Below are 17962 nucleotides of genomic sequence, written 5' to 3' on the forward strand. Positions count from 1 at the left end.
AGCCACAGTGCTGTTGCCTTTCTTCGATGTGGTTTTACGTCTCGGGCCGGGCCGCGCGCCCGGTCGGGCGTCGGTTCAGGCGCTGCGGTCGATGGCGCGCAGCGAGCGGTCGGTGATGGACCGGGCGCCGCGTCCGATCGCCACCATGCCGGACTGGACGAGCTCCTTGATGCCGAACGGCTCGAGGACCTTGATGAAGGCGTCCAGCTTGTCGCGGTTGCCGGTGGCCTCGATCGTGACCGCGTCGGGCGCCACGTCGACCACCTTGGCACGGAACAGCGTGACGGTCTCCAGGACCTGCGAGCGGGTCTCGGCGTCCGCGCGGACCTTGACCAGCACCAGCTCGCGCTGGACCGACGCCGGCTGCTCCAGCTCGACGATCTTCAGCACGTTGATCAGCTTGTTCAGCTGCTTGGTGACCTGCTCGAGCGGCAGTTCGGCGACGTTCACCACGATCGTCATCCGGGAGATGTCCGGGTGCTCGGTGGTGCCGACCGCGAGGGACTCGATGTTGAAGCCGCGGCGGGAGAACAGGGCCGCGACCCGCGCGAGGATGCCCGGCTTGTTCTCCACCAGGACCGAGAGGGTGTGCGAGCTCATGTCAGTCTCCGTTCTCCCACTCGGGCGCCATGTCCCGCGCGATCTTGATGTCGTCGTTGGTGGTGCCGGCGGCGACCATCGGCCAGACCATCGCGTCCTTGTGCACCACGAAGTCGATCACGACGGGCGCGTCGTTGATCTCCATCGCCTTGGCGATGACCTCGTCCACGTCCTCGGCCTTCTCGCAGCGCAGGCCCACGCAGCCGTAGGCCTCGGCGAGCTTGACGAAGTCGGGGATCCGCTTGGCGGTGTGCAGGTTGGTGTTGGAGTAGCGGCCGTCGTAGAACAGCGTCTGCCACTGCCGGACCATGCCGAGGTTACCGTTGTTGATCACGGCGACCTTGACCGGGATGCCCTCGATCGCGCAGGTGGCCAGCTCCTGGTTGGTCATCTGGAAGCAGCCGTCGCCGTCGATCGCCCAGACCGTGGTGTCCGGCGCGCCGACCTTGGCGCCCATCGCCGCCGGGACCGAGTACCCCATCGTCCCGGCGCCGCCGGAGTTCAGGAACGCGCCCGGCCGCTCGTACTTGATGAACTGCGCGGCCCACATCTGGTGCTGGCCGACGCCCGCGACGTAGTACGCCTCCGGCCCGGCGATCTCGCCGATCCGCTCGATGACGTACTGCGGGGACAGCGAACCGTCCGCCGGGACGTCGTAGCCGAGCGGGTAGGTGTCGCGCCACGCGTTGAGCTGGCGCCACCAGTCCTCGTAGTCGCCCTTGCGGCCGGCCTCGTGCTCGTTCTGCACCGCGACGATCAGGTCGGCGATGACCTCCCGGGCGTCGCCGACGATCGGGACGTCCGCGTGCCGGTTCTTGGAGATCTCCGCCGGGTCGATGTCGGCGTGCACGACCTTGGCGTGCGGGGCGAACCCGTCGAGCTTGCCGGTGACCCGGTCGTCGAACCGGGCGCCGAGCGCGATCAGCAGGTCCGAGCGCTGCAGCGCGCCGACCGCGCCGACGCCGCCGTGCATGCCGGGCATGCCCATGTGCAGCGGGTGGCTGTCGGGCAGCGCGCCCTTGGCCATCAGCGTGGTGACGACGGGCGCGCCGGTCAGCTCGGCGAGCACCTTCAGCTCGGCGGCCGCGCCGGCCTTCAGCACGCCGCCGCCGACGTACAGCACCGGGCGCGCCGCCTCGACGATCAGCCGTGCCGCCTCGCGGACCTGCTTGGAGTGCGGCCGGGTGACGGGCCGGTACCCGGGGAGCTGGAGCTGGACGGGCCACTGGAACTCGACCGTGGCCTGCATCGCGTCCTTGGCGATGTCGACCAGGACGGGCCCGGGCCGGCCGGTGCCGGCGATGTGGAACGCCTCGGCGATGGTGCGGGCGATGTCCTCGGCCTTGGTGACCAGGAAGTTGTGCTTGGTGATCGGCATCGTGATGCCGGCGATGTCGGCCTCCTGGAAGCCGTCCGTCCCGATGAGGGAGGTCGCGACCTGGCCGGTGATCGCCACCATCGGCACCGAGTCCATGTAGGCGTCGGAGATCGCGGTGACCAGGTTGGTCGCGCCGGGGCCCGAGGTGGCCATGCACACCCCGACCTTGCCGGTGACCATCGCGTAGCCCTGCGCGGCGTGGCCGGCGCCCTGCTCGTGCCGGACGAGGATGTGGCGCAGCTTGTCCGAGTCGAACAGCGGGTCGTAGGCCGGGAGGATCGCGCCGCCCGGGATGCCGAACACGGTGTCGACGCCGACGTTCTCCAGGGCGCGGACCAGCGCCTGGGCTCCCGTCATCTGTTCGGTCGTCATGATCTGGGTTTCCTTGGGAGAGAAGTTCGGGGCTCGCCGGGCAACAAAAAACCCCCGCCGCGGGTAGCGGTCGAGGGGAGGCGCGCAGGTCGGTGAGCTTGGTCAGCCTGCGCGCCGACCAAGTACTACGAGGATGCTGGTGGTGTTCTGCACGGAGCCACTTTCGCCGAGATCCGGCCCCCGGTCAAATCCGTGGACAAGAAATCTCGGCATATGAGATGCAATCCCGGCGGCGCCGGGCCGGTCAGCCCGGCAGCGGCATCGGCAGATCGCCTGGTAGATCCTGTGCCGCGAGGTTCGTCCGGACCAGCGACTCCACCCGTCCGGCGGCCATCGGGCGCGCCACCAGGAACCCCTGCCCGCGCGGGCAGTCCATCGCGCGCAGCAGCTCCAGCTGCTCCGGCCGCTCGATGCCCTCCGCCACCACGGTCAGCCCCAGGTCGCGGCCCAGCCGGACGATCGTGCGGGTCAGCAGCGACAGCGTCTCGTCCGAGCCGAGCCCCGCCACGAACGACGGGTCGATCTTGATGATGTCCACCGGGAGCTGGCCGAGGTAGGCCAGCGACGCGTACCCGGTGCCGAAGTCGTCGATCGCCAGCCGGACGCCGAGGTCGCGCAGCTCCGACAGCCGCGCCACGTTCTGCCCGCCGTCCTCGACGAGCACCTCCTCGCGGACCTCCAGCGTCAGCGCCTGCGGCGGCAGCCCGGTCTCCTCCAGCGCCGCCGCCACCGACTCCACGAACCGCGGCGCGGCGATCTGCCGGGCGGTGAAGTTCACCGACAGGCCGACGTCCCAGGAGTCGCGGCGCCACCGCGCCACCTCCCGGCACGCCTCCCGCAGCACCCAGTCGCCGAGCGGGATCATCAGCCCGGACTCCTCCGCCGGCCCGATGAACTCCTCCGGCGGCACCGACTCGCTCCCCCGCCACCAGCGCAGCAGCGCCTCCACCCCGGTCACCCGGGACGTCGCGAGGTCCACCACCGGCTGGAACTCCACCGCGAACTGCTCCTCGGCGAGCGCGCGCTGCAGGTCGCTGCCGAGCTCCAGCCGCCGCACCACGTCGGCGTGCATGTGCGGCGCGAACACCTCGACGCGCCCGCCGCCGAGCTCCTTCGCCCGCGCCATCGCCAGGTCGCCGTTGCGGATCAGGTCGGCGGCGGTGCGGCGCAGCCGCCGCCCCTCGTCCGCGCCGCGGCCCTTCGCCGGGCCCGCCGGCGCCTCCTCGTCCCCGGCGAACGCGATCCCGACGCTCGCCGTCAGCACGATCTGCTTGCTGCCCACCTGGTACGGGTCGACCGACAGCACCCGCAGCAGCCGCCCCGCCAGCTCCACCGCCGCGCGGGTCTCCCGGTCGTCGGACGGGAGCTGCACCAGCACCGCGAACTCGTCGCCGCCCCACCGCGCGACCGTGTCGTCGGCCTGCACGTTGGCGCGCAGCCGCCGCGCCGCCTGCGCCAGCACCTGGTCGCCCGCCGCGTGCCCCGCCGAGTCGTTGACGTCGGTGAACCCGTCCATGTCGACGAACACGACCGCGACCCGGCCGCCCGGGCGCTGCTGCGCCAGCACCTCCCGCGTCCGCTCCTCGAAGTAGGAGCGGTTCGGCAGGCCCGTCAGCCCGTCATGGAAGGTCAGATGCGCGACCTGCCGCTGCAGCGCGGCCTGCTCGCTCAGGTCGCGGGTGGTGACCAGCAGCCGTCCCGGCGCCTCGCCCGTCCCCGCGTACCGGGAGATCGTCGACTCGGTCGGCAGCCAGGTGCCGTCCGCCGCGCGCACACGGCACGACACGCGCAGCGACCCCGTCGCGCCCGGACGGTCCGCGCCGGCGGCGTCCTCGGCGTCCAGGAACTCGGTGAACGCCTCCTGGACGCGCGGCAGGTCCTCCGGATGGATGATCTCGTGCAGCGGCCGCCCGAGCAGCTCCTCCGGCGTGTAGTGGTAGGTGCGCAGCGCGCCCGCGCTCGCATACTGGACGGTCGCGTCGAGGTCGCAGATCAGCACCGCGTCGTTGCTGCTCTCCGACAGCGCCCGGAAGTGCTGCTCGCTCGCCTCCACCGCGCGGCGCAGCCGGTCGTTCTCCCGCAGCAGCGCCGCCAGCCGCGCCAGCAGCACCAGCGCCGCCGAACCCGCGACGACCGACACCACCGGCTCCAGCCCGTTGCGGCCGGTCAGCGAGTGCCCGGCGACGAACAGCGACGCCGCCGCGGCGACCGCCGCCGGCGCCAGCCCCGGGCCGATCATCCGGCCGCGCTCGTCGGGCTCCGCCGCGCCGCCCGCCGGCAGGGCGTCCGCCGGGACGTCGTCGGACGGGCCGTCCGGCTCCGGCTCCGGCGCCGGACCGGTCCACGGCACCAGCAGGAGCAGCAGCAGGCCCGCGAGCCGCAGGATGTCGGACGGGTCGTCGGACGGCCCGCCGCCGTCCAACCGGACGAACGTCGTCACCACGTCGGCGGTCGCGAACGCCATCAGCGCCCCGAACCCCATCCACGCCAGCCGCCGGCGCCCGCGCGCCGCGCCGAGCGCGAACGGCAGCGCCCCGCACACCAGCACCACGTCGATCAGCGGGTACAGCAGCTCCAGCAGGAACTCCGACCCCGACTCGCCCGACTGGTGGTACAGCGAACTGAAGAGCGCGACCCAGCCCAGCACGAACATCGCGCACGCGCACACGTAGGTGTCGGCCAGGTACCGCAGCCACATCCCCACGTCGCGGGACAGCCGCACCGGCACGATCAGCCCGGTGACCAGCGCCACCGCGGCCAGCATGTAGAACAGGTCCGGCACCGACAGCGACAGCGCGCTGCGCGAGACGTGGCCGGCGAGCGCGCTGCCGACGGCGCCCGCGAACCAGCCCGCGGCGGCCACCCCGTACCAGCGCCACGACGCCCGCCAGATCCCGCCCGACGACACCCGGCGGAAGATCCCGACGTCGCCGGCGTCCGCGGCGGCGCGCTTCGGCCGCCCCGCCGACACCAGCAGCGAGATCGCGGCGGCGCCCGCGACGACCGCCTCCGTCCAGGCGATGAAGGCCGTGCCGCCCCAGCCGAGCAGCGACCCGGTGGCGTACAGGACGCCGACGATCGCGGCCATGGCGACCGGCACCGCCCGCGGCGGCATCCGCCTGGCGTTCTCGCCGCTCATCGCGCCGTGTCCCTTCCTGCCCCGCTGGGAGCTGTCCTTCCCTCGCGGGCGCGGCGGTGCGCCAGAGGGGACGTGGGTCCGCAGACCGCCCCGGTCGCAGGGATAACGCCCGGAGGGTCGTGGATCGTGCCCCGCGCGGGGTCGGCGCGGGACGGGCGGCGCATCGGATGCGCCGGCCGGAGACCAGCGACGTTGCCGCGCTGCGGGATCACCGTGATGCTCAGAGTACGTTCCGTAGGTCACGGACCGATTGAGGCTGGGCGTCCTCATGGCGACGAACCGCCCGGTCGGCGATCCGTTTGGGACGGCCGAAACGCGATCGTCACCGAATCGGCCCCTTGCCCGGCATCACGCTGAGTGACCGTATTTCGGGGCATGACATGCTGGGAGCGGGAGGCGTTCTCATGCGCAAGCACCTGATCGTCCTTGCCGCGCTGGTCCTCGCGGGCTGCTCGTCGTCCCCGGCGAAGGACACGGGCGGTGGGCGCACACCGGCGCCGGCACCGCCCGGCGGTGCCGCCCCGCCCGGAACGCCCCGGGTTCTGGTCACCGGGCTGAAGATCCCGTGGGCCATCTCGTTCCTACCTGATGGTGACGCCATTGTCACCGAACGTGGCTCGGCGCGGCTGCTGCGCGTCACGCCCGCCGGCAGGACGACGGTCATCGGGACCGTTCCCGGCGTCGCCGCGGCGGGCGAGGGCGGCCTGCTCGGCGTCGCCGTCTCCCCCGGCTACGCCCGCGACCACCAGATCTTCCTGTACTACACGTCCGCGACCGACAACCGCGTCGTCCGCGCCGGCTACGACGGGCGGCTCGGCACGCCGCAGCCGATCGTCACCGGCATCCCCAAGGGCGAGATCCACAACGGCGGCCGCCTCGCGTTCGGCCCCGACCGGATGCTGTACATCACCACCGGCGAGACCGGCCGCGGCGAGAAGGCGCAGGACAGGAACTCCCTCGCCGGGAAGATCCTGCGCGTCACGCCCGACGGGGCGCCCGCGCCCGGCAACCCGTTCGGGACCCGCGTCTGGACGTACGGCCACCGCAACGTCCAGGGCCTCGCCTGGGACCCCAAGGGCCGCCTGTACGCCACCGAGTTCGGCCAGGACCGCTTCGACGAGATCAACCTCGTCCAGAAGGGCCGCGACTACGGCTGGCCGGCCGTCGAGGGCTTCGGGAACCACAAGGGCTTCACGAACCCGCTGCTGACCTGGAAGACGTCCGAGGCGTCCCCGTCGGGCCTCGCCTACGCCGGCGGGTCACTGTGGGCCGCCGCGCTGCGCGGCGAGCGCCTCTGGCAGATCCCGCTGACGGCCTCCGGCGCGGTCGGCCGCCCCATCGCCCGCTTCGAGGGCACCTACGGCCGGCTCCGCGCCGCCGTCCGCGCCCCCGACGGCTCGCTGTGGCTCACCACCAGCAACCGCGACGGCCGCGGCTCCCCGGTCAAGACCGACGACCGCATCATCGTCGTCCCGCTCCGCTAGTCCCACCAGAACGACCAGCTCGGCCGGCCGACCAGCCCGGCGGCGTACTCCTCCCTGTCGCCGACGCCCTGCCAGATGTTGTCCGGGCAGAACGCCTCGTGTTCGGCGGCCACCGCACGGGCGTGCTCGATCGTCCGCGGCGGTGCGGCCACCGACAGCCCCAGCACGTCGAACCCCACCATCACCACGCGCGCCCCGAACCGCTCCTCCCACGACCGGACCACCGCGGATATCTCCGCCGTCCGGGAGTGGTTGACCGGCCCGGACCATCCCATGACCGTCAACGTGTCGGCGCCCCGGGCGGCCGGCACGAGCCCGAGCAGGAACTCCGCGTCCTCCGCACCCGATTCGGCGGACACCCGCGCGAACTCGTCGGCGTCCTCCACCCCGTCGCCGGGCGGGGCGAGCCCGGGCCACGGGACGGCCGCGTCCTCCCCGCCGGACCCGCCGCCCCTCAGCACGGCCTCGACATCGAGGGCGTCGATGTCGGCCACCGTGCCGTCGACGAACAGCTCCCCGTCGTGCCAGGGCCGCGCCGGCTCGCCTCCGAGCGTGTCCAGCAGCAGCGGGTACAGGCCCGTCCTCGCGCGCTCGTCGTACAACCGGCACCACAGCTCGCCCAGCTCGGCCTGCGGCTCGTCGGAGACCCACAGCGCCATGACGCCCTCGGGCCCCTCCTCGGGCACGACCAACCTGCCGGGCGGCAACCCGCCCGGCAGGGCCGGAAACGCACTCTCCACCATGCCCGCGAAAGCTAGCGCACGCCTACGACACCGAGGCGGCGGGAGCCGTCAGGAGGCGCCAAGCTTCTCCAGGATCAGCTCGCGGGCCCGGCCCGCGTCGGCCTGGCCCCGGGTCGCCTTCATCACCGCGCCGACGAGCGCGCCGGCGGCGGCGACCTTGCCGGAGCGGATCTTGTCCGCCACGGCGGCGTTGTCCGCGATCACCTGGTCGATGATCGAGGCCAGCTCGCCCTCGTCGCTGACGACCTTCAGGCCGCGGGCCGCGACGACCTCGTCCGGGCCGCCCTCACCGGCGAGGACGCCCTCGAAGACCTGCCGCGCCAGCTTGTCGTTCAGCTCGCCGGCCGACACCATCGCCTGGATCCGCGCGACCTGCTCCGGCGTGATCGGCAGCTCCGCCAGCTCCACGCCCTGCTCGGTGGCGCGGCGCGACAGCTCGTTCATCCACCACTTGCGGGCCGCGCCGGAGTCCGTGCCCGCCGCGATCGTCGCCTCGATGAGGTCGACGGCGCCCGCGTTCACGACGTCGCGCAGCTCCAGGTCCGACAGGCCCCACTCCCCCTGGACGCGGCGGCGCCGCGCGGCGGGCAGCTCCGGCAGCGATGCCCGCAGCTCCTCCACCCACTCCCGCGACGGCGCCATCGGCACCAGGTCGGGCTCGGGGAAGTAGCGGTAGTCCTGCGCCTCCTCCTTGCTGCGCCCGCTCGTGCTGCGGCCGGTGTCCTCGTGGAAGTGCCGGGTCTCCTGGATCACCCGCCCGCCCGCGTCCAGCACGCCGCCCTGCCGCTCGATCTCCGAGCGGACGGCGCGCTCCACCGAGCGCAGCGAGTTCACGTTCTTGGTCTCGGTGCGGGTGCCCCACTCCGACGCGCCGCGCGGCATCAGCGACACGTTCACGTCGCAGCGCATGGAGCCCTCCTCCATGCGGACGTCCGAGACGCCGAGCGAGCGCACCAGCTCGCGCAGCTCCGTCGCGTACGCGCGGGCCACCAGCGGCGCCTTGTCGCCCGTCGCGGGGATCGGCTTGGTGACGATCTCCACCAGCGGGATGCCGGCGCGGTTGTAGTCGACCAGCGAGTGGTCGGCGCCGTGGATGCGGCCCGTGCTGCCGCCCACGTGCAGCGACTTGCCGGTGTCCTCCTCCATGTGGACGCGCTCGATCTCGATCCGGTACGTCTCGCCTTCGACCTCGACGTCCAGGTGCCCGTCGATGCACAGCGGCTCGTCGTACTGGGAGATCTGGAAGTCCTTCGGCATGTCCGGATAGAAGTAGTTCTTCCGGGCGAACCGGCACCACTCGACGATCGTGCAGTTCAGCGCCAGGCCGATCTTGATGATGCCCTCGATCGCGGCGTGGTTGGTGACCGGCAGCGACCCGGGCAGCCCCAGGCAGACCGGGCACACCTGCGTGTTCGGGTCCGCGCCGAACGCCGTCGGGCAGCCGCAGAACATCTTCGACGCGGTGCCGAGCTCGATGTGCGTCTCCAGGCCGAGGACGGGCTCGTACTTCGCGAGCGCCTCGTCGTACGGCATGAGTGTCGGGGTGCTCACTTCGCCTCCGCCAGTTCGGGGGCCTCGGCCAGCAGCGGCCCGCCCCAGCGCTCTTCCAGGGCCCGCTCCACGGCGGCGCCCACCCGGTAGACGCGGTCGTCGCCGAGGACGGGCGCCATCACCTGCAGGCCCACCGGCAGGCCGTCCGCGAGGCCGCACGGCACCGAGATCGCCGCGTTCCCCGTGAGGTTCGCCGGGATCGTGCACAGGTCGGCCAGGTACATCGCCATCGGGTCGTCCGCGCGCTCCCCGATCGGGAACGCCGTGGTCGGCGTGGTCGGCGAGACCAGCACGTCCACCTGCTCGAACGCCGAGTCGAAGTCCTGCTTGACCAGCGTGCGGACCTGCTGCGCCTTGCCGTAGTAGGCGTCGTAGTAGCCCGACGACAGCGCGTACGTGCCGAGCATGATCCGCCGCTTGACCTCGGGCCCGAAGCCCTCCGCGCGGGTCAGCGCCATGACCTCCTCGGCGCTGCGGGTGCCGTCGTCGCCGACGCGCAGCCCGTACCGCATCGCGTCGAACCGCGCCAGGTTCGACGACGCCTCCGACGGCGCGATCAGGTAGTAGGCGGGCAGCGCGTACGCGAAGTGCGGGCACGACACCTCGACGACCTTCGCGCCCAGCGACTCCAGCAGCTCCACGGCCTCGTTGAACCGCGCGGTCACGCCCGGCTCGTAGCCGTCGCCGGCGAACTCGCGGACGACGCCGATCCGCAGGCCGTCCACGTCGCCGCTGCGCGCCGCCTCCACCACGCCCGGGACGGGCCGGTCGATCGACGTCGAGTCCATGACGTCGTGGCCGCTGAACGCCTCGTGCAGCAGCGCCGCGTCCAGCACGTTGCGGGCGAACGGGCCCGGCGTGTCCAGCGACGACGCGAACGCGATGATCCCGTACCGGGACGAGCCGCCGTAGGTCGGCTTCGTCCCGACGATGCCGGTGACCGCCGCGGGCTGGCGGATCGACCCGCCCGTGTCGGTGCCGGTCGACAGCGGCGCCTCGAACGCCGCGACCGCCGCCGACGACCCGCCCGACGACCCGCCGGGGATGCGCGACAGGTCCCACGGGTTGCGCGTCGTCTGGAACGCGCTGTTCTCCGTGGACGAGCCCATCGCGAACTCGTCCATGTTCGTCTTGCCGAGGATCACCAGGCCGGCCTCGCGCAGCCGCCTGGTCACCGTCGCGTCGTACGGCGGCCGCCAGCCCTCGAGGATCTTCGAGCCCGCCGTCGTCGGCATGTCCGTGGTGGTGAACACGTCCTTGTGCGCGATCGGGACGCCCGCCAGCGGGCCGAGCTCCTCGCCCGCCGCGCGCCGCTCGTCCACCCTGCGCGCCTGCGCCAGCGTGGTCTCGGCGTCCACGTGCAGGAACGCCTCGACCCGCCCGTCCACCGCGGCGATCCGGTCCAGGTGCGCCTGCGCGACCTCGACCGCCGACGCCTCGCCCGCCGCCATCAGCTCGCCGAGCTCCGCGGCGCCCTTGCGGAACAGCTCCGCCATCAGGCCTCCTCGTCCAGGATCCGCGGTACGCGGAAGCGCTGCTGCTCGCTGGCCGGCGCGCAGGCGAGCGCCTGCTCCGGGGTGAGGCACGGCCGCACCTCGTCGGGCCGGTACACGTTGGTCAGCGGCAGCGCGTGCGAGGTGGGCGGGATGTCCTCCGCCGCGACCTCCTGCACCCGCGCGACCGCGGAGATGATCTGGTCGAGCTGGGCGGCGAGATGGTCGAGCTCATCGTCGCCGAGCGCCAGCCGGGACAGCCGGGCGAGGTGCGAGACCTCGTCACGGGTGATGGCGGACATGATGAGAAACCGTTCCTGCGATGATTGGGTTACCGCCATCCTATTGGCCGACCCCCCGCCGCCCGAACGCTTTCCGCCGCGGCGGCGGGCGCGCCGTTTCAGATCCTCGTGCGGGGAACCCTGTTGTCGTCCACCCCGGGACGACGAGAGGAGCCCGCCGTGACCATCGGCGGCAGCATCGCCCTGATCATCATCGGCGCGATCCTGGCCTATGCGGTCAACTACCAGTTCAGCGGCATCGACATCCGCCTCGTGGGCGTGATCCTGATGGTCGGCGGCCTGATCGGGCTGGTCGTCGGCATCGTCCGGATCGCCTCGGCGCGCCGCACGGTCGAGCGCCGTCCGCCGCCCGCCGTCCGCGAAGAGCGCTACTACGAGGACCCCGACTACGAGGCCCGGCGCCGCTACTGAGCCCTACGCGGCGGGTTCGGGGGCCCGCTGGACGTTGCGGCGGAGCCAGTCGGTGGCGGTGTCGGCGTCCATGGGGCGGCCGAAGTGCCAGCCCTGCGCGGCGTCGCAGCCCATCTCGCGGAGCATGCGCGCGGTCTGCGGGTCCTCGACGCCCTCGGCGACCGAGCGCAGGCCGAGCGTGCGGACGAGGTCGACGATCGAGCGGACGATCACCGCGTCGTCGGTGGAGGCGGCGAGCCGGCCGACGAACGAGGAGTCGATCTTGATCTCCTCGACGGGCAGGCGCTTGAGGCGGACGAGCGAGGAGTAGCCGGTGCCGAAGTCGTCCAGGCTGAGCGGGATGCCGAGCTCGGCGAGCTTGGCGACGGTGTCGGAGGCGTAGGCGGGCTCGTTCATCAGGATCCGCTCGGTGATCTCCAGCTGGAGCGCGGCGGCGGGCAGGCCGCGGGCGAGCAGGCCCTCCTCGATGGTCTCGGTGAGGCCGGTGTCGAGGAGGTCGCGCCCGGAGGCGTTCACGGCGACCTGGACGGCGAGGTCCTCGCGCCACCACGCGGCGGTCTGGGCGAGGGCGGCCTCGACGACGTGGTGGGTGATGGAGCGCATCAGGTAGGTCTGCTCGGCGATCGACAGGAACGCCTCGGGTGCGAGGAGGCCCTTGTCGGGGTGCCGCCAGCGCAGCAGCGCCTCCATGCCGACGAGCTGGCCGTCCCGCAGCGACACCTTCGGCTGGTAGAACAGCTCGAGCTCGGAGCGGTCGATGGCGCGGCGCAGGTCGCCGAGCATGGTGAGCCGCTCCGGGGAGTTGCGGTCGTTGGCGGGCGAGTAAACCTCGACGCCGGTGCGGCCCTCCTTGGCGTTGTACATCGCGACGTCGGCGCGCTGCAGGAGCAGCTCGAAGTCGGGGGCGTGGTCGGGGAACAGCGCGATGCCGACGCTGGCCTCCAGGTCGAACGACATGCCGTCGAGGCGGACGGGCTCGCCGAGCGCGGCGCGCAGCCGGGCGGCGACCTCGCGGGCGGCGGCCTCGTCGCGGACGGACGGCAGCAGCACCGCGAACTCGTCGCCGCCGAGCCGGGCGACGAGGTCACCGGGGCGGACGCTGTGGGTGAGCCGGTGCGCGACGAGCTGCAGCAGGCGGTCGCCGGTGGGGTGCCCGAGGGTGTCGTTGACCTCCTTGAACCGGTCGAGGTCGAGCAGGAACAGCCCGGCGCGCTGGTCGCGCTCCTCGGCGGGGGCGCGGCGGCGCGGCGGCCTGATCGCCGACGGCCCGCGGCGGCCGGCGGCGCTGCGCTTCTCGGCGCCGCGGGCCTCGGCGAGGGCCTCCTCGGTCCGGACGATGAGCAGCTTGCGGTTGGGCAGGCCGGTGAGGGCGTCGTGCAGGGCCTGGTGCTCGCGGCGGACGGCGACGGAGGCGTTCAGGTAGACGGCGATGAACGGCAGCAGGATCAGCGGGACGAACACCGCGGACCGGTCCATCGCGATGACCATGAGCGGGGCGAGGCCGAGCAGGGCCAGGTGCACGAGGATCTGGTAGGCGAGGTCCCAGCGCAGCGCCTTGATCAGCGAGACCCGCTCGTGCAGCGCGACGGCCGAGCCGACGAGGGTGTCGTTGCAGAGGAAGTAGACGGTGCCGGCGAGGGCGATGGCCGGCAGGTCGGCGCCGTCGGGGACCCAGGTGCTGGCCGGGGTGGCGAGGTCGCCGGCGAGGGCGAGGACGAGCTGGGCGGCGCCGAGGCTGAGGGTGTACTGCGCGGCGTTGAAGGCGATGCGGTGCGGGGTGCGGCCGCGGAAGACGCCGCAGGTGACGACGGCGATGGCCTGCAGGGCGGCGGCGACGGGCAGCCCGGCGTACAGCAGCGCGGCGAACGCGAACGTGGTGGAGGTGGTGGCGCCGTTGGTCTCGGTGGAGCCGGGGGTGATGATCGGGCGCAGCTCGCCGAAGACGATGAAGCAGCCGAGGATCCAGAACACCGGGTTGCCGGCGAGCGCGTCGAGGTCGGCGCGGGTCAGCCCGGCGAACGCGGCGGCGCACACGGCGACGCCGAGCAGGATGACGACGACGAAGTAGATCCACAACGGGGAGCCGCGGCGCGGGGCCATGTTCCGCGTGTTGTTCGGGTCCTTCATCACATCCTCGGGGGTTTCGGGGGCCGTCCCCGGCACCGGGCGCGCCGGACCCCGGGGGCACTCTCCCCAGGTGGTGCGTCCGAAGATTCAGGTGGGTCGTGATGTGAGGGAGAGTACGGCCTTTGCTCAACTTCGCGAAACCGATTGCGTACGTTCCGTTATGCCCCTTCCGTTCCGGCCCCTCACCGGTGGGTAGCTGAAGTGTACCCCTGAGTAACGCGACACTGGTGAGGGGCCGCTTAACCACGGCGGGTCATGCGTCCGCGCGCATAGTTACATTTTTGGCCGCATCTGGCCCATCGGCGAGCAGGACCCGGAAGCCCTCCTCCTCCAGGACCGGTACGCCCAATTTCACGGCTTTGTCGTACTTCGACCCCGGGCTGTCGCCCACGACCACGAAGCCCGTTTTCTTCGACACCGACCCCGACACCTTGCCGCCGAGCCGCTGCACCGCCTCCGTCGCCGAGTCCCGGCTGAACCCCTCCAGCGAACCGGTGATCACCACGGAGACGCCCTCCAGCGGCCGCGGGCCCGCCGCGCCCTCGTCCTCCATCCGGACGCCCGCGGCCCGCCACTTGTCCACGATCTCCCGGTGCCAGTCGACCTCGAACCACCGCCTGATCGACGCGGCGATCGTCGGGCCGACGCCGTCCACCGCCGCCAGCTCCTCCTCCGTGGCGTTCGCGATCGCGTCCATCGACCGCATCTCGCGGGCGAGGTCGCGTGCGGCGGCCGGCCCGACGTGCCGGATCGACAGCGCCACCAGCACCCGCCACAGCGGCTGCCGCTTCGCCTTCTCCAGCTCCTCGAAGAGGACCTCGACCGTCTTCTTCGGCTCGCCCTCCTTGTTCGCGAAGAACGACACGACCTTGGGCTCGCCCGTCTTCGGGTCGGTCTTGGTCGTCCCGGTCCGCTGGACGAGCACGTGGCTGCGGATCGGCAGCAGCTCCTCGACCGTCAGGTGGAACAGGTCGCCCTCGTTCTTCACCGGCGGATCGTTCGGCTCCAGCGGCTGCGTCAGCGCCGTCGCCGCCACGTACCCGAGCGCCTCGATGTCGAGGGCGCTCCGGCCGGCCACGAAGAACAGCCGCTCGCGCAGCTGCCCCGGGCAGTACTGCGTGTTCGGGCAGCGGATGTCGGCGTCGCCCTCCTTCTCGTACGCCAGCTCGGTCCCGCATTCGGGGCAGTGCGTCGGCATCTGGAACTCGCGCTCGGAGCCGTCCCGCAGGCCGGTCACCGGCGCGACGATCTCCGGGATCACGTCGCCGGCCTTCCGCAGCACGACGGTGTCGCCGATCAGCACGCCCTTGCGCTTGACCTCGCTCGCGTTGTGCAGCGTCGCCCGCTCCACCGTCGACCCGGCGACCTTGATCGGCTCCATCACCCCGTACGGGGTGACGCGCCCGGTCCGGCCGACGCCCACCTTGATGTCGAGGAGCTTGGTGTTGACCTCCTCCGGCGGGTACTTCCACGCGATCGCCCAGCGCGGCGCCCGGCTCGTCGACCCCAGCCGCCGCTGCAGCGAGAACTGGTCGACCTTCACCACCACGCCGTCGATCTCGTACGCCGGGTCGTGCCGGTTCTCGCCGTAGAACTCGATGTACTCGCGGACCGCGTCCAGCCCGCCGACGACCTTGTACCGGTCGCTGACCGGCAGCCCCCAGCCGCGCATCAGCTCGTACGCCCCGGACTGGCTCTCCGGCCGCTCGCCGCCCTCCCACGCGCCGAACCCGTGGACGAGCATGCTCAGCGGACGGTGCGCCGTGACGCGCGGGTCCTTCTGCCGCAGCGACCCCGCCGCCGCGTTCCGCGGGTTGGCGAACGGCTCCTTGCCCGCCTCCACCTGCACCGCGTTGACCTGGTCGAACCCCTCGACGGGGAGGAAGACCTCGCCGCGGACCTCCAGCAGGTCGGGCCAGCCGTCGCCTTCCAGCCGGTCCGGCAGCGCGCCGATGGTGCGGATGTTGTTGGTGACGTCCTCGCCGGTGCGGCCGTCGCCGCGGGTCACCCCGCGGACGAGGCGGCCCTTCTCGTACGTCACCGCGATCGCCAGGCCGTCGATCTTCAGCTCGCACAGGTAGCCGGCGACCTCGCCGACCTCCTTGACCACCCGCTCGTCCCACGCCAGCAGCTCGTCGGCGTTCATCGCGTTGTCGAGGCTCTGCATCCGCTCCAGATGCTCGACGGTCGCGAAGTCGGTGGTGATCGGCGCGCCGACCCGCTGCGTCGGCGACCGCGGCGTGACCAGTTCCGGGTGCTCGGCCTCCAGCGCCTGCAGCTCGCGCATCAGCCGGTCGTACTCGGCGTCGGTGACCGTCGGCTGGTCGAGCACGTAGTAGCGGTAGTTGGCCTCGTCGATCCGCTCGCTCAGCTCCAGATGCCGCTGAGCCGCCTCCGTCGGTACGCCCTCGCTGGTGGTCATGCGCCTATTCTCGCCGCTACCACCGACAATATGACGCCCGGCACGCCTGCTTACTCAGCGCCTTCGTACAGCATCCGGGCCGTGTCGCGGCAGCGTTTCAGGGCGGTGCGGACGTAGCGCGGCGACGCGCCCGCCATCCCGCACGCCGGCGTGATCACGACCTGCCGCGCCAGCTGCGCGGCCGGGAATCCGAACCGGCGCCACAGCTCCTTCACCGGAGCGGCGGTCGCCTGGAGCGACGCCAGCGCGGCGTCGGTTCCGGGCACCGCGCCGAGGAACAGCCCGACGCCCGCGTCGATCGTCTCGCCGACCGCGTCGTCGTCGCGCCTCGGGACCAGGCTCAGATCGACCGAGATCGCCTTCGCGCCCGCCCCGCGGAGCAGTCCGTACGGGACGTTCCGGGCGCAGCAGTGCACCACCGGGTACGCGTCCGCCGCCTCGATCACCTGCCGCAGCGCGTCCTCGGCCACGGGCGCCTCGACGGCCCGCAGCCGCGAGAAGCCGCTGGCCGTCGGGACCGTCCCGGCGAGCGCGGCGGGCAGGCCCGGCTCGTCCAGCTGCACGATGACCTGTGCAGACGGCAGCCGACGCCGGACGTCGGCGACATGCGCCGCGACGCCCTCGGCCAGCGACGCGACCAGGTCGCGGACGGCGCCCGGGTCCTTCAGCGCGCGGTCGCCGTGCCGCAGCTCGATCGTCGCGGCCAGCGTCCACGGCCCGCACACCTGGATCTTGAACGGGCCGTCGTGGCCGCCCGCGACCTCCTCCAGCACGTCCAGGTCCCGCGCGAGGTGGTCGTGGGAGCGCAGCGTGTCGCGGCCCGGCCGGTCGGAGAACCGCCAGCCGGACGGCTCCACCCGCACCGGCATGTCCACCAGCAGGCCCGCCGTCCGCCCGGTCAGGTCGGCGCCGGGCCCGCGCGCGGGCAGCTCCGGCAGGTGCGGCAGCTCGGGCAGCTCCCCCAGCACGATCCGCAGCGCCTCGGCCGGGTCGTCCCCCGGGTACGACCCGACGCCGGTCGCGGTGCCCGCCTGCCACGGGAAGTCGCTCGTCACGGACGGAACCCTACCGACGAAACGACCGCCCGAATCCTCCCGGCGGGGCCCGCCGGGCTCAGAGCAGCCCGGCCAGCCGGTCGAGGCGGGCCAGCGTGCCGTCCTCCGGCTCGGTCGGCAGGTTGAACAGGATCCCGTCGACGCCCGCGGCCCCCAGCGCCTCGATCACCTCGGGCTTCGGCGGGACGGCGAACACCGTCACCGGAACCCGCCGCCCGGCCCGTTCCCGCAGCTCGGCGACCTGCGCGGCCAGCGCGTCGGTGCCGCGCCCGAAGATCGGCATCCAGCCGTCGCCGAACTCGACCACCCGGTCGAACGTCGTCGGCCCGGCGCCGCCGATCAGCACCGGCGGGTGCGGGTCCTGCACCGGCTTCGGGTAGGAGAACACCGGGTCGAAGTCGACGAACTCGCCGTGGAACTCCGCCTCGTCCTTCGTCCACAGCTCCTTCACCGCGAGGACGCGCTCGCGCAGCAGCCGCATCCGGGTCTTCGGCTCGGTGCCGTGGTTGCGCATCTCCTCCCGGTTCCAGCCCGCGCCGACGCCCAGCACGGCCCGTCCGCCGGACACCAGGTCGAGCGAGGCGACCTCGTTGGCCAGCAGGATCGGGTCGCGCTGGACGATCAGCGCGATGCCCGTGCCGACCCGCAGCCGCTCGGTCGCCGTCGCGGCCGCGGTCAGCGTCACGAACGGGTCGAGCGTCCGGTAGTAGTGCCGGGGCAGCTCGTCCCCGCCGGGCCACGGCGACTCCCGCTTCACCGGGATGTGCGTGTGCTCGGCCACGAACAGCGACCCGAACCCCCGCTCCTCCAGCGCGCGCCCCAGCGCGGCCGGGCCGATCCCGTCGTCCGTCACGAACGTCGACACACCGAATTCCACAGCGCCCT

At 72.7% G+C, this 17962-nt stretch carries 12 protein-coding genes and 1 pseudogene; 2 read left to right on the top strand and 11 right to left on the bottom strand.

Annotated elements, in window-relative coordinates; genetic code table 11:
• Positions 1-75: 75 nt before the first annotated feature.
• From ilvN to J4709_RS36725, 3 genes and pseudogenes are all read right to left on the bottom strand, one after another.
• The gene (gene ilvN, locus J4709_RS36715; RefSeq protein WP_208248000.1) at positions 76-600 is read right to left on the bottom strand and encodes an acetolactate synthase small subunit; all 525 of its coding nucleotides are present in this window, start codon (positions 598-600) and stop codon (positions 76-78) included.
• A 1-nt stretch (position 601) separates the two neighbouring features.
• Positions 602-2365: pseudogene (locus tag J4709_RS36720) on the bottom strand (acetolactate synthase large subunit); the annotation flags it as partial.
• A gap of 229 nt (positions 2366-2594) precedes the next feature.
• Positions 2595-5489: an EAL domain-containing protein gene (locus J4709_RS36725; protein WP_208248003.1), complete on the bottom strand. Its 2895-nt coding sequence runs from the start codon at positions 5487-5489 to the stop codon at positions 2595-2597.
• A gap of 404 nt (positions 5490-5893) precedes the next feature.
• Here J4709_RS36725 and J4709_RS36730 point away from each other — a divergent pair, with 404 nt between their 5' ends.
• Entirely contained in the window at positions 5894-6973 is a 1080-nt protein-coding gene (locus J4709_RS36730; protein WP_208248006.1) for a PQQ-dependent sugar dehydrogenase, read from the top strand.
• Here the strand turns inward: J4709_RS36730 and J4709_RS36735 are convergent.
• Genes J4709_RS36735 through gatC form a run of 4 tightly spaced genes read right to left on the bottom strand, consistent with a single transcriptional unit; the run spans position 6970 to position 11062 of the window.
• Positions 6970-7716, bottom strand: coding sequence for a DUF4253 domain-containing protein (locus J4709_RS36735; RefSeq protein ID WP_208248008.1), 747 nt, complete (start codon positions 7714-7716; stop codon positions 6970-6972). The genes J4709_RS36730 and J4709_RS36735 overlap by 4 nt on opposite strands.
• A 48-nt stretch (positions 7717-7764) precedes the next feature.
• Complete coding sequence (gatB, locus tag J4709_RS36740) at positions 7765-9249, bottom strand: Asp-tRNA(Asn)/Glu-tRNA(Gln) amidotransferase subunit GatB (RefSeq protein WP_208248091.1); 1485 nt, start codon at positions 9247-9249, stop codon at positions 7765-7767.
• A gap of 14 nt (positions 9250-9263) precedes the next feature.
• Positions 9264-10763 (bottom strand): Asp-tRNA(Asn)/Glu-tRNA(Gln) amidotransferase subunit GatA, encoded by a 1500-nt coding sequence (gene gatA / locus J4709_RS36745; RefSeq protein WP_208248010.1) that lies wholly within the window; start codon positions 10761-10763, stop codon positions 9264-9266.
• Positions 10763-11062: an Asp-tRNA(Asn)/Glu-tRNA(Gln) amidotransferase subunit GatC gene (gatC, locus tag J4709_RS36750; RefSeq protein ID WP_173099435.1), complete on the bottom strand. Its 300-nt coding sequence runs from the start codon at positions 11060-11062 to the stop codon at positions 10763-10765. Before gatC ends, gatA begins: the two co-directional genes overlap by 1 nt.
• Positions 11063-11221: 159 nt before the next feature.
• Between gatC and J4709_RS36755 the strand changes: the two genes are divergently transcribed.
• Positions 11222-11473 carry a DUF6458 family protein gene (locus J4709_RS36755; RefSeq protein WP_208248012.1) on the top strand — a complete coding sequence of 84 codons (252 nt, stop codon included), beginning with the start codon at positions 11222-11224 and terminating at the stop codon, positions 11471-11473.
• Positions 11474-11476: 3 nt separating this feature from the next.
• On the opposite strand, the gene J4709_RS36760 is transcribed toward J4709_RS36755, so the two are convergent.
• The 4 genes from J4709_RS36760 to J4709_RS36775 all read right to left on the bottom strand — a co-directional run bounded on the left by J4709_RS36760 (position 11477) and on the right by J4709_RS36775 (position 17954).
• Entirely contained in the window at positions 11477-13600 is a 2124-nt protein-coding gene (locus J4709_RS36760) for a putative bifunctional diguanylate cyclase/phosphodiesterase (RefSeq protein ID WP_208248014.1), read from the bottom strand.
• Between the two features lie 253 nt (positions 13601-13853).
• Entirely contained in the window at positions 13854-16022 is a 2169-nt protein-coding gene (ligA, locus tag J4709_RS36765) for an NAD-dependent DNA ligase LigA (RefSeq protein ID WP_208248016.1), read from the bottom strand.
• Positions 16023-16072: 50 nt separating this feature from the next.
• Positions 16073-17077, bottom strand: coding sequence for a methionine synthase (locus J4709_RS36770; RefSeq protein WP_208248019.1), 1005 nt, complete (start codon positions 17075-17077; stop codon positions 16073-16075).
• Positions 17078-17135: 58 nt separating this feature from the next.
• Positions 17136-17954 carry an LLM class F420-dependent oxidoreductase gene (locus J4709_RS36775; protein ID WP_208248021.1) on the bottom strand — a complete coding sequence of 273 codons (819 nt, stop codon included), beginning with the start codon at positions 17952-17954 and terminating at the stop codon, positions 17136-17138.
• Positions 17955-17962: the final 8 nt, after the last annotated feature.

This window comes from Actinomadura violacea (assembly GCF_017573465.1).
Taxonomy (GTDB): Bacteria; Actinomycetota; Actinomycetes; order Streptosporangiales; family Streptosporangiaceae; genus Spirillospora; species Spirillospora violacea.